The organism is Bradyrhizobium sp. Pha-3 (genome assembly GCF_042258615.1).
Classification (GTDB): domain Bacteria; phylum Pseudomonadota; class Alphaproteobacteria; order Rhizobiales; family Xanthobacteraceae; genus Bradyrhizobium.
Genome location: NZ_CP170152.1, coordinates 2,103,619 through 2,116,544 on the forward strand (window position 1 = coordinate 2,103,619; position 12,926 = coordinate 2,116,544).

The window sequence follows — 12,926 nt, forward strand, 5'->3', positions numbered from 1 at the left end:
GATGAATGCTCGTCCCATCCAAAACTCGACCCTCGTTTCATCCTGACTTTTCGGCTTGCGTTGAGGCCACGATGACTGCGTTACCGGTCGCGATAGGCCTGATCGCCGGAGCTGGTGCTGCTCAGGCCGGATCGAACCCAATATCCTGGCCTTTGGTGGATGTGCCTAGCAATATAAAACTAGAGCGGTACTCGATCGGACGACCCCAAGTATCAGCCCCACGCGATTGCCAGAGGGCTTCAAAATGGGGGCTTCAAGATCGTCCGCCTGTCGGAGCAGACCGGAAAATGACTGGCGGACGACTAGGTGGTGTGGACACTTATCGCATCCATAAGACGATGGCTGCGAGAGTGACGACGGCCCGGTAATTTCGGGCGGTCTTTTCGAAGCGGGTTGCAACGCGGCGGAACTGCTTGAGTTTTGAGAAGCAGCACTCCACGAGATGGCGCTGGGCATAGAGGTGTTTGTCGAGTGGATATTTGAGCGCACGTGACGGGTTGTTGGGGATGACGGCGAGCGCGCCTTTGGCGGCGACGGCTTGGCGCAAGTGGTCGGCGTCATAGGCCGTGTCGGCCATGACGACCTCAGCGGATAAGCCTTCGATCAATGCGGCGGCTTGCGGTGCATCGCCCTTCTGACCTGCGGTAAGCGTGAACCGCACCGGACATCCCAAGCCGCGGACGGCCATATGTATCTTGGTGCTCAGGCCGCCGCGCGAGCGGCCGATCGCTTGATCTTCCGCTTGATCTTCAGACCCCCCTTTTTGGCGCCGGCGGCGTGCTGATGCGCCCGAACAATGGTGGAATCGACGATCAGATATTCGAAGTCCGGATCATCGGACATCGCCTCGAAGATCCGCCACCAAACACCCTTGATGCTCCATCGACTGAAGCGCCGGAACACGCTGTTCCAGTCCCCAAACACCTCCGGAAGATCGCGCCAGGGAGACCCCGTACGCACGATCCACAGCACACCTTCCACGAACATCCGGTTGTCGCGCCCGGTAGAGCCCTTCTGATCGGGGCGCCCTATGATCAGCGGCGCTATCCGCTCCCACGCCGCGTCGCTCAATACCAAACGGTCCATCACACCCAAGGCGGCCTCCCCAAAAGCAGCCTTGAATCTGATTTGCTCCTAAAAGGGAATCCTTAGAGTCCACACCACCTAGGGCGCGTACTCATAAATTAACCGCGTGAACCAATGTCCGCTTGTCCCCAATAGCGGCGCGAAAGCGGATGTTGTCGGACTTCCAAGAGGGGCCGAGCTCGGAAGTCGCTAGTCCATTCGACTGGCTCACGAGGCCAAGTCGTCGAGCAACGCCTTGGCCTCTTTCAAATCGAGCGTGTCGAACCCTTCAGTGAACCAGCCGTAAACCGGAGCCAGCAGATCACGTGCCGCGGTGCGTTTGCCCTGATCGCGCCATAAGCGGGCGAGGCTCGTCGCTGCCCGGAGCTCAAGTGATTTCGCCCGTTGTTGCCGAGCGGTCTGTACGGACTTCAGCAGCCATTTGCTTCCTCCGAGCTGGCCGCGAGATAATGCCACCAACCCTCGCAGCCGAGAGATTTCCGCATCCCACCAGTGCTCGCCGCTTTGTTCCGCAATGGCAGCAGCACCCGTCAGGGCTTCGGCTCCGCCGGGGTGGTTTCCTGTGCGACAAAGCACTTCGCAAAAGAGCGCAAAGCTATAAGGAGCGTACTGGATCGTGCCTCGCTTCGCCGGATCAGCAAGCGCGGCGCGGTAGGAGGCAATCGCCGCCTCAATCCTATCCGGTGCCAACGAGGCCCAGCCGCGGAGGACTCGTGGATCGAGCGGCAAGACAATGCGCTTCTCAGCCGCTAGGGTCTCTGCGCTCTCAATGCACTGCAGCACCGAAGCTGAGTCACATCGGAACTGGTGCAATATCGACGCATGCAGACGCGCCATAGCAAGGCTGAAGGGATGGTTCACCCGTTCCGCAAGCGAGCTGCGGACGACGGCGCCATCACCAGCGATTGACTGTTCCCCAGTGAAACCGCGTGTCGCCTTTCGTGGAACGGAGTTTGCCAAACGACGTGCGTGTGTTCCTGAGAGCCTGTGACCCTAAGAGTTACGAGCGCGGCATTTGCCCTGTAAGGGCGATGGCGCGCTCAGAAGAGTGCCTCAGGGTTGGTAGGGTCTGGTCATACGGCTTGGGCCAGAAGCCTGTGTCCGGCGAGAATGTTGTTGGCGAGGGCAAACCAGCGCAGCACTGCGAGCACTTTTTCGCGACCCCGAACCGTGAACTGCCGCAGGCCCCAATTGCGGAAGCGAGCGTTGATACATTCGCCTGGCGCCCTGCGTTTATAGACGCCCTTGCCGTGGGAGCTTTTCATGCGTCTGCGCCAGGCGGCCATGCCAGGGCCGTCATCGGGGCGTAGCGCATAGGGATCGCTCCGATGCTTGTTGTTGGCAGGCGGGCCATAGACCCTGATCCCCTCGGCCGCGGCCCATTCGATGTCCTCGTTCTTGTTGAACCCGCCATCGACGAGATAGCGCTTCGCGCGACCATAAAAGCCCGCAAGACGTTCCTGCATCGGCCGCATCAGGCCTCGATCCGAGCCGACGTTGGTCGCATCCACGGCAATGGCGATCTGTCCCTCGGCGACGCTTGCGACCTGGCAATTATAGGCCGGGCGGAAGCCGCCATCAGCCATCTTCATGACCCGCGCCTGCGGGTCGGTCGTGGAAGCGCGCGGCTCGGAGCGTTTGCTTCCCTTCTTCCTGTTGCTCCTGTTCTCCCGACCACGCCGCGCTCGATGCGCTTCGATCTCGGCAAGCTGCTCGAGTGCGGCAGCAACACGCGCCTCGCGTTCACGGACCGCGCGATCCTGTGCGGCTTTGATACGCTTGTTGCTGGCGTCGGGATCGTCGTCATTCTCCTGCCGAAGGTGCTCGACCAGACGTTTGGCCTTCTTTAACTCCTTGTACAGCTTCTTCTTACGCCGGAACGAACTCGCTCCGGCCGCGGCCCGCACCCGCACGCCATCCTGCACCACCTCATCAAGGTCGATCACCCCTGCGACCGAGAGCGAGGTAACGTGCTCGACCAGTAGCTGCTCCAAAAGTTGCGGATGCGCCGTGCGGAACTCTGACAGGCTGTGATAGTTCACGTTCACCCCGCCGCACAGCCAGCGATAGGCATCATGGCTCTCGCACAGTCGTGCCAGCGCCCGGGCACTGCCGACACCCTGGCTCGTGGCAAACAGCCACAACGCAAGTTGCAGGCGCGGGCTGACCGGCGCTTGACCCGGACCATGAGCACGAGCCTGAACGGTCTCTTCAAGCGCGCTCAGATCGAGCTTCTGGACATAGCCCCAGATCACACGGGCTGGATGCTCGGCAGCCAGCAGCGCCTCAAGATCCACCGCACGCAGCTCAACTTGATCACGGACAGGCTCGCGAAGCCGCGGCTGCCCCGGCCATTCCCGCGCAGCCGGCTCAACTTCAGGCAAATCACCAAATAGCGTCTCGCGTGACATCCCTGCCTCCATCGGCCCTTGAAGCAGGGAATCATTCGACTCGCCGTTCCGCAAATGGAAACGCCTCAAATCACATAGATTCACAGCCTCTGAGAATGAGACGGCGAAACGTGTGCGACTTCCGCTTTGGCCCTTTTGGAAGTGCCGCGCTGGTTATCCGAAAGTCCGGTGTCGGGGGTGAAGCAGACCTCACGGCTGCGCGATCCGACTTCCGAGTGTGACCCTCGCTGTGTGAAAACGCCGCTGCTTTGCTATGATTCTCTCGTGATTCTGCGGGGGAAGCTGATGAGGCGCTTCGTTGAGCAGGCGGATCGTGGGCAGTGGACGCTATTGCCCGAATGTCTCGACGATTTCATTGGCGAGAGCAATCCTGTTCGCGTGATCGACGTGTTTGTCGATGCACTCGATTTGGCGGACATGAGCTTCGAAGGCGTTGAGCCGGCGGCAACTGGTCGGCCATCTTACCATCCCTCCATTCTCCTGAAGCTGTACGTACATCTACGGCTATCTGAACCGAGTGCAGTCGAGCCGGCGGCTGGAACGCGAGGCCGGCCGCAATATCGAGGTCATGTGGTTGCTGGGTCGGCTCGCTCCCGATCACAAGACGATCGCGGACTTCCGCAAAGACAATGGCCAGGCGCTGCGCAAGGTCTGCGCGCGCTTGGTCGAACTCTGCCGCGAGATGGATCTCCTCGCGGTGGCGAGCGTTGCCATCGATGGCAGCAAGTTCAAAGCCGTGAACAACCGGGACAAGAACTTCACACGGGCGAAGGTGGAACGGCGGCGTGCCAGCCGGAGGTGACGCATGAGGTGACGAACAGTGGCTCAGATCGGGCTCAATTGGCCAATATGGCCAAGCAGGCGAAGGCTGTTCTAAAGACCGAGACGCTCGAGGCCGTTGCCGATCGCGGTTACATCAGCAGCACGGAGATCCTCGCCTGCCACGAGGCCGGCATCACGGTAACTCTGCCCAAGCCGCAGACGTCGGCGCCAAATCGGAGGGGCGCCTCGGTAAGAGGACTTTGCGCATTTGCCAGAGGAGGACGCCTATCGCTGCCCAGCTGGAGAGTGGCTGCCATATCGCTTCACTAGCGAGGAAGATGGCAAGCGGATAAGGCGCTACTGGACCACAGCCTGTCAAAATTGTTCACTCAAATCCCAGTGCACTACAGGGCCAGAGCGGCGAATTCCACGGTGGGAGCATGAGCACCTGCTAGATGCCGTGCAGCAGCGTCTTGATGCGAACCCGCTCGCCATGCGCCGGCGTCGCGAGACAGTCGAGCATCCGTTCGGCACGATGAAGGCCCGCATGGGGGCAACGAACTTCCTTATCAAAACGCTTCCAAAAGTAGCTGCCGAGATGGCTCTCTCGGTCCTGGCCTATTCGGGTCATGAACATCGTCGGTGCCAAGCCGCTGATGGCTGCGATCGTGGCCTGAGACCGAACCTGTCCTGGCTTCTCACCGACCTCCCTAAGGTAGGTGTTTTTACACGGCCAAGACCCGAAGCCGACGTTTCGGGCCCGTCGGCGGAGTGTTGATCTAGATCAACAGATGCGTTGCGGCATTGTGTCCCGTATAGGCGTCGCAGGTTCTGACGTCTCCGAGAGGGAGCTTCCAATGACCCGCACCCGTCACGATGACGATAGCTCAAAGTTAGAATGCCGCTTACTAAACCGCCGCAACCGGCTGCTTTGTGGCACCTCACTCACCGCCGCTTATCTGCTTTGCGCGCTGGGAACAACCAGCCTCGCGCAGCAAACCACCGGCACGCCGGGCTCACCCGGTGCCACCACGACGATAGATGGAAAGTATCTTCCGCCGCCACCGCCGAAGTTCGGCGGCGACATCAACCTGCAGGCCAGTCAGTCGAAACCCTATTGGCCTGCTCGAGTGGTACCGCCCAAGGGTGCACCCAACGTTCTCCTGATCATGACCGACGATCAGGGCTATGGAGTTTCGGGGACGTTCGGCGGCGTCATCCCGACACCTGCGATGGATCGCATTGCGCAGATGGGGCTGCGCTACACTCAGTTCCATTCTACAGCGCTATGCTCGCCGACGCGGGCAGCGCTGATCACTGGCCGCAACCATCACTCGGTGGGGTTCGGCATCATCTCGGAGCAGTCGACCGGCTATCCGGGTTACGACAGCATTCTCGGACCGGAGAACGCCACCATTGGCACCATCCTGAAGCAGAACGGCTACGCCACGTCCTGGTTCGGCAAAAACCACAACACGCCGAGCTATCAGTACAGCGCGGCTGGTCCCTTCGATCAGTGGCCCATCGGCATGGGCTTTGACTACTTTTACGGCTTCATGGGCGGCGAGACGGACCAGTGGACGCCATATCTGTTCCGGAACACCACCCAGGTTTTCCCCTGGGTCGGAATCCCCGGCTACAATCTGATCACGGACATGGCGGACGACGCCATCGCCCACCTGCGACAGCTCAACGCCGCCGCTCCGGATCAGCCGTTCTTCCTCTACTACGTGCCCGGCGGCACCCATTCGCCGCATCAGCCGACAAAGGAATGGATCGACAAGTTCAAGGGCAAGTTCGACATGGGCTGGAACGAACTTCGTGAGCAGATTTTTGCCAATCAAAAGCGGCTTGGTGTCATCCCGGCGAACACCCAACTCACGCCTTGGCCGGATGACCTGAAAAAGTGGGACACGCTGACGGCTGACGAAAAAAAGCTGTTCGCACGGCAAGCGGAAGTGTTCGCCGGTTACGCTGCTTACACCGACCACGAGATCGGCCGCGTGATCCAAGAAGTCCAGGAGGAAGGCAAGCTCGACGACACGCTGATCATCTATATCAGCGGTGACAACGGCACGAGTGCGGAAGGCACGACGGTCGGCACACCGAACCAATATACTGCCTACAATGGTATTTTGGACCTACCAGTCGCCGAGCAATTGAAGGCATACGATGCCTGGGGGTCGGCCGCCACCTATCCACACATGTCGGTGGCCTGGTCATGGGCGTTTGACACGCCGTTCAAATGGACGAAGCAGGTGGCGTCACATTTCGGCGGCACCCGACAGGGCATGGCGATCTGTTGGCCGAACCGTATCAAGGATGCGGGCGGCGTCCGCACCCAGTTCCACCACATGATCGACATAGTACCGACCATCCTTGAGGCAACCGACATTCCGGCGCCGGTGATGGTCAACGGTATCGCGCAAAGGCCGATTGAGGGTGTCAGCATGACCTACACCTTCGACAAGTCGAGCGCCAACGTGCCGTCCGCGCGAAAGACGCAGTATTTCGAGATGTTCGCCAACCGCGCGATCTATCACGACGGCTGGGTCGCCGCGACAACGCCACCTGCGCCGCCCTGGCTCCTGGGCACCGCCAAGCTGCCCGAAGACGTCGTCAACAGCTACAAGTGGGAGCTTTACAACATTGCCGACGACTACTCGGAAAGCAACGACCTCGCCGCCAAGATGCCTGACAAGCTGCGGGAGTTGCAGGAACTGTTCATGGTGGAAGCCACAAAGTACGGCGTGTTTCCACTGGATAACTCGGTCCTTTCGCGCATCATCACACCACGGCCCAGTGCTACTGCAGGTCGGAACACCTTCACTTACCCGGGCGAGATATCGGGCTTGCCCGAGAGCGATGCGCCCAGCATCCTGAACAGGTCCTATACGATCACCGCCGAATTGGACATTCCGGGCAGTGCTGGTTCGACCGTTGGGCGTGCGGGCTCACAAGACGGAAGCGAAGGGATGATTGTCACCGGAGGGGGACGCTTCGGTGGCTACGGCCTGTATCTGCTCAAAGGCAAGCCGGTATTTCTCTACAATTTCCTTGATCTCGAACGCTTCCGCTGGGAAGGCCAGGACGCGATCGCGCCCGGCAAGCACACCATCGTGTTCGATTTCACATACGATGGACCCGGCTTCGGAAAGGGAGGCACCGGTGTCCTGAAGGTTGACGGCAAGGAGGTCGCCACCAGAAAAATCCCGCACACCATGGCATTCATCATTCCGGTCGAGGAAACCTTCGACGTGGGTGTCGATACCCGCACCGGCGTCGAAGACAAGGATTATCAGGTGCCCTTCCGCTTCACCGGCAAGCTTGACAAGCTCACCTTCAAGGTCGGGCCAGTGCAGCTCACCAGCGAGGAGCATCAGGTCATTCGGCACGCCCGCGCCGGCGCGAACAACTGATGCCACAGCAATCCGGTCCGGCATTCCTTCTTCGAGGCCCGGCCGGAGACCTTACCCTAGCGGACGTCACGCTTCCGTCTGGTGATGTCCGTTGTCTAGGGTAAAGCGGACGTCACAATTCGCCCGTCCTGGGTCGAGGGGCGCGAGGCTTTGCTGCTGACCTTGACGAGGGAGATGCCGTCATGGACCTCACGACTTTGCTGCGGAACCAAGGTCTCGAACGCTTTGAGGCTGCGTTTCGCGACAACGCGATCGATGAATCGGTTCTGCCGCATCTGACCCAGGATCACCTGCGCGAACTTGGTCTTCCGCTCGGAGCCCGGATCAAGCTTCTCGCGGCGATTGCCGGGCTTGCAAAGGAAAGTGCGAAACAACCTCGGGGGTCGGTCTCGGTCGAGGCCTCGCCCGCCGACTCGGCTGAGCGGCCGGCAAATCACCGTACTGTTCAGCGATCTCGTGGGCTCGACGGCGATGTCGACGCGGATGGACCCCGAAGACCTACGCAAACTCATCTCGGCCTATCAGAAATGCGTCACCGAAACCGTCCGTCGCTTCGGCGGATTTGTCGCCAAATATATGGGCGACGGTGTGCTGGTCTATTTCGGTTATCCGGAGGCACATGAGGACGACGCCGAGAGGGCCGTGCGATCGGGGCTGGACCTCGTCGCGGAAGTTGCGAAATTGAACACAGGTACGCCGCTGCAAACCCGTGTTGGCATCGCCACGGGGCTGGTTGTTGTTGGCGATCTCGTGGGATCGGGACAGGCCCAGGAACGGGGAATCGTTGGCGAGACGCCCAACCTCGCGGCCCGGCTGCAAGGACTTGCCGAGCCGGACATGGTAGTTTTCGCGGACACGACAAAGCGTCTTCTCGGCAATCTGTTCGAAGCGCGGGATCTTGGCCTGCAGGAGCTCAAAGGCATCGCCGGTGCTGTTCAGGTTTGGGCGGCGCTGCGGCCGGCGTCCGTGGAAGGTCGGTTCGAGGCTTTTCATCACCCCGGCAACCTCACGTCCTTTGTCGGAAGGGAAGAGGAATCGCAGCTCTTGCTGCGGCGCTGGAAGAGAGCAAAGACCGGCGAGGGCCAGGTGGTGCTGATTTCCGGTGAAGCTGGGATAGGAAAATCGCGGCTGACAGCGGTGTTGTTGCAACAAATCAGCGAAGAACCTCACGCACGCTTGCGCTGCTTTTGCTCGCCACAACGCACCGATAGCGCGCTCTATTCTATGATCGGCCAGTTGGAACGCGCAGCCAGGCTGGCGCACGACGATCCCGTGCGGGTGAAACTGGACAAGCTCGATGCCGTGCTGGCCCGGAGCGCGACGTCAACTGCTGATTCGGCGCTGTTTGCTGAACTGCTATCGCTTCCGAACGACGGCCGCTACCCGACCTTGAACCTTGACCCGCAGCAGCGTCGGAAGAAAACGCTCGAGGCCTTTGTCACTCAAGTCGAGGCGCTTTCGCGCTCCGAGCCCGTGCTGATGATCTTCGAGGATGCGCACTGGACCGATCCAAGCAGTCTCGAACTGCTCGGCCGCATCCTGGAGCGCATCGTAGAACTCCCCGTGTTGCTGATTATTACGTTCCGGCCCGAGTTCGCGCCGCCCTGGATCGGGCTTCCACATGTCACTGCTGTCACAGTCAATCGGCTGGGACGCAAGGACATCGATGCCATCATTGACCGCATCATAGGCAACAAGTTTTTGCCAACCGGCATCCGCGAGGAGATGATTGATCGTACCGACGGCATTCCGCTGTTCATCGAGGAGATGGCAAAGGCGGTGCTGGAAGCGGAGAACGAAGAAGAGGCACGGCGAACAGCGGCAGCAATTCCGTCGACGAGGCTTGAAATTCCCGCGACGCTTCACGCCTCCTTGATGGCCCGTCTCGACCGGCTAGGTGCCGCCAAGGAGCTGGCGCAGGTTGCCTCTGCAATCGGCCGCGAATTCTCGCATGCCCTGATAGAGGCCGCGGCAGGCAAGTCACAGGCGGAATTGGAAGGAGCGTTGAATCGGCTGATTAGCGCCGGCTTGCTGTTCCGCAAAGGCGTCCCGCCACACGCGACCTATGTGTTCAAGCACGCGTTGGTGCAGGATGCGGCCTACGGCACGTTGCTCCGCGAGCATCGCCGCGAACTGCATGGCAGGATCGCACAGGCGCTGGAGACCCGGTTTGCCGATGTCGTCGAACGCCAGCCAGAACTTCTGGCACGCCACTGCACCGACGCCGGGCTGATCGAAAAGGCGGCGGGGCTCTGGGCGAAGGCCGGACAACGCTCCCTGGAGCGTGCGGCATTGCCGGAAGCGGCCGAGCAGCTAAATCGCGCACTGTCTCAAATAGCCACCTTGCCTTCAACATCAGCTCTTCGACGAGAAGAAATCAAGCTGCAGGTCGCGTTGATAACCCCGCTCATGCACTTCAGGGGTTATGGCGCTCCCGAAACCAAGGCTGCCGCCCTGCGCGCCCGGACATTGATCGAACACGCGGAAGCGCGTGGTGAGGCTCCTGAAGACTCGTTTCTGCTTTTTTCGGTGCTCTATAGTTTCTGGGTTGCGAACTTCAACAGTTTTCACGCGAGCACCGTGACCGAGCTCGCCGCGCAATTTCTCAAGCGCGCCGAAGAGCAGAAGGAAGCAACGCTGCAGATGCTTGGGCAACGGCTCGTTGGCGTTTCTCAGGCGACGATTGGAAATCTTCCGGAAGCGCTCATACAGTTCGATCGCGCGATCGCGTCTTATAATCCCGCTGAACATCGCCAACTTTCGGCGCGATTTGGCCAGGATATCCGGGTCGCCGCACTCTGTTATCGTTCGTGGATCCGCTGGATGCTCGGATATCCCGAAGGCGCTCTCGCTGATGCGAAAAGTGCAGTCGCAGAAGCGCGCGAGGTAGGTCAGGGCGTGCCGTTGATGTATTCGCTCTATTTCACGTCATATGCTTTTATCCATTGCGGGGATTACCAAGCCGCCGACGCACAGCTCGACGAGCTGATACCGCTGGCGACGGAGAAAAATGCCGCACAATGGAGGGGAGGTGGCATGATGCACCGGGGTTGCATCCAGGCGCTGACGGGCAAAGCCTCGGCTGCGATGGCTATCATCCCCGCAGGCATAGCCGCCTGGAAATCGAGCGGCTCTGTCGTTTTCGTTCCCTGGTATGTGGCTCACATGGCGCGGGCCCATGCCGAACTGGGCCGGTTCGACGAGGCATGGCGACACATGGCCGAAGCTTTGAGAGCGATTGAAAAGACCGGTGAAACGTGGTGCGAGTCCGATATACGTCGCATCGCCGGCGAAATCGCATTACTTGCGCCCGAGCCCGACATCAACAAAGCGGAAATGCATTTCGATCGGGCGCTCGTGGTCGCGCGGAAACAGCAGGCTAAATCCTGGGAGCTTCGGGCAGCCAAGAGCCTGGCGCGGCTTTGGCGCGATCGAGGCGAGCGCGCCAGGGCCCGAGGATTGCTTGCGGGCGTGTATGATCGGTTTGGCGAGGGCTTCGGAACGCTTGATCTGCGACAGGCAAAAATGTTGCTCGATGAGCTCGGCTGATTCATTGGTCTAAGCCAGGATTTCCCACGAGCCGCACGGGCCCGGCCAAAGATGCTTATCCACGATGGTCAATCCCAAGCCACCGAATTCCCTTCGTCTCAACGTCTCGCATGCGCTGATTGGGTTCGCCGACGATCTGATCGAATAGCAATCCATGTCTGCTGTTGGCCGATTGTGTTGAAGAAGTCCGCGAACTGGCAATTTGGGATCGGGCAATGCGACCGGCGCACGGGTGCTTGATTGCGCCTAGGCGGGCTGGAGCGCAGGAATCGGGATCAGCTTTGCGAGCTTCCTGAGGTTCTGCGCCGTTGCGGCAAGGAGGAACTCGTCACGAGCGCCCAACGGGCCTCTTAGCCTGAGACGGTCGAGGCGCAGGATGCGCTTGAGGTGCGCGAAGAGCATCTCAATCTTCTTCCGTTCGCGCCGGGACCTGACATAGGCATCAGTCTTGGCAATATCGCGCGCAACGTCCCGGGCCTTTTCGTGGATTGAACGTGGGACCTTGCGGGCGGGCATCTTCGGACAGCAACGTGGCTTAAGCTCGCAGGCGTCGCAATCATGTTTGACGGCGCGATAGAGCAGTGTTGCTCCATCATTCACCAGGGTCCCCGTGGAAGTCAGCACCTTGCCAGCCGGGCAGATGTAAACGTCGCTTTGTTGATCGTAGGCGAAGTCTTTCCGCGCGAACGTTCCATCGGTGCGAGCCGACTTGTCGAACACCGGAATGTGCGGTTCAATCGCCCGCTCGTTGACTAGCCATCCCAGCATCTCCGCCGAGCCGTAGGCACTATCGGCGGCCAGGCGCTCGGGACAGAGTTCAAGGCGCTCTTCAGTGCGCTCAGTCATTGTGCGTGCCGCGCCGACCTCGGCCTGCCGGATCGCTCGCGTCGCGCCTCGACGTCGACGATGATCGCGACCTTCAGGTCGATGAGGTAGTTGTTGGCGTAGGCAAAGAAGGCATGTCCTTTGTGAGCGCCAGTCCATTGCGCGGCCGGATCCGACTTCGAGATGAACTTCGGCACAGTTTCGCTCGCCGCGCCCCATGCTGCCTCATCCAGGGTGTCGAGATACTCCCGGACGGATCGACGCGTCCTGGCAATGGCTTGCCAGTCAACCTCGTCAGACCCAGCAGCAGAACGCTGCTTGTTGGCGTCAGCGGCAATCAGGCTGGCATCGACCGCAAAAGCTGCCCCGTCTATCAACCCTTCTACCATGCAGCGCCGAACCACGGTCTCGAACAGCTTGCGCAGCAGATCGCAATCACGGAAGCGGCCATGCCTGTTTTTGGAGAATGTCGAGTGGTCCGGCACCTCGCCGCCAAGCCCGAGCCGACAGAACCAGCGGTAGGCAAGGTTCAGGTGCACCTCCTCGCATAACCGCCGTTCGGAACGAATGCCGTAGCAGTAGCCAACCAGCAGCATCCGCACGAGCAGTTCGGGATCAATCGAAGGCCGGCCAGTCGAGCCGTAAAATGGAGCCAAGTGGCTCCGAACCTCTGACAAATCGACGAACCGGTCGATCGCCCTCAGCGAGTGAGCGGCCGGAACATGTCGTTCAAGTGAGAACTCGTAGAACAGCGCCGCCTGATCGACTTGCCGCGGACCCATCATCGATTCAAGTCTCCCGCCCACACCGACAGAATGAATCAGTGATCTCCTTCGGATTCAACGGTCGAGTTTTTCAACACAATAGGCCCTTT

The 12,926-nt window shown here is 60.3% G+C and carries 4 protein-coding genes and 4 pseudogenes; 4 read left to right on the forward strand and 4 right to left on the reverse strand.

Features of this window, described 5'->3' with window-relative positions; all coding sequences use genetic code 11:
* Nucleotides 1-319: 319 nt before the first annotated feature.
* The 3 genes and pseudogenes from ACE10Z_RS09875 to ACE10Z_RS09885 form a co-directional block, all read right to left on the reverse strand.
* Nucleotides 320-1,095, reverse strand: a pseudogene (locus tag ACE10Z_RS09875) (IS5 family transposase).
* A gap of 198 nt (nt 1,096-1,293) precedes the next feature.
* Nucleotides 1,294-1,815, reverse strand: coding sequence for a hypothetical protein (locus ACE10Z_RS09880; protein WP_375787752.1), 522 nt, complete (start codon nt 1,813-1,815; stop codon nt 1,294-1,296).
* 344 nt (nt 1,816-2,159) lie between these two features.
* Nucleotides 2,160-3,497 (reverse strand): IS1182 family transposase, encoded by a 1,338-nt coding sequence (locus ACE10Z_RS09885; RefSeq protein ID WP_375787753.1) that lies wholly within the window; start codon nt 3,495-3,497, stop codon nt 2,160-2,162.
* Nucleotides 3,498-3,782: 285 nt separating this feature from the next.
* Here ACE10Z_RS09885 and ACE10Z_RS09890 point away from each other — a divergent pair.
* The 4 genes and pseudogenes from ACE10Z_RS09890 to ACE10Z_RS09905 form a co-directional block, all read left to right on the forward strand.
* Nucleotides 3,783-4,884: pseudogene (locus ACE10Z_RS09890) on the forward strand (transposase); the annotation flags it as partial.
* A 232-nt stretch (nt 4,885-5,116) separates the two neighbouring features.
* Nucleotides 5,117-7,678: an arylsulfatase gene (locus ACE10Z_RS09895; RefSeq protein ID WP_375787754.1), complete on the forward strand. Its 2,562-nt coding sequence runs from the start codon at nt 5,117-5,119 to the stop codon at nt 7,676-7,678.
* A 182-nt stretch (nt 7,679-7,860) separates the two neighbouring features.
* Nucleotides 7,861-7,971 (forward strand): annotated as a pseudogene (locus ACE10Z_RS09900) (hypothetical protein); the annotation flags it as partial.
* Between the two features lie 190 nt (nt 7,972-8,161).
* Nucleotides 8,162-11,227, forward strand: a complete 3,066-nt coding sequence (locus tag ACE10Z_RS09905; RefSeq protein WP_375787755.1) for an AAA family ATPase — start codon at nt 8,162-8,164, stop codon at nt 11,225-11,227.
* A gap of 246 nt (nt 11,228-11,473) precedes the next feature.
* On the opposite strand, the pseudogene ACE10Z_RS09910 reads toward ACE10Z_RS09905, so the two are convergent.
* Nucleotides 11,474-12,837: pseudogene (locus ACE10Z_RS09910) on the reverse strand (IS1182 family transposase).
* Between the last annotated feature and the right edge of the window lie 89 nt (nt 12,838-12,926).

What these genes read in the sequence shown, in the direction of transcription:
- ACE10Z_RS09885 (WP_375787753.1), bottom strand. Translation starts at nt 3,497, where the DNA reads ATGTCACGCGAGACGCTATTTGGTGATTTGCCTGAAGTTGAGCCGGCT.
- ACE10Z_RS09895 (WP_375787754.1), top strand. Translation starts at nt 5,117, where the DNA reads ATGACCCGCACCCGTCACGATGACGATAGCTCAAAGTTAGAATGCCGC.
- ACE10Z_RS09905 (WP_375787755.1), top strand. Translation starts at nt 8,162, where the DNA reads ATGGACCCCGAAGACCTACGCAAACTCATCTCGGCCTATCAGAAATGC.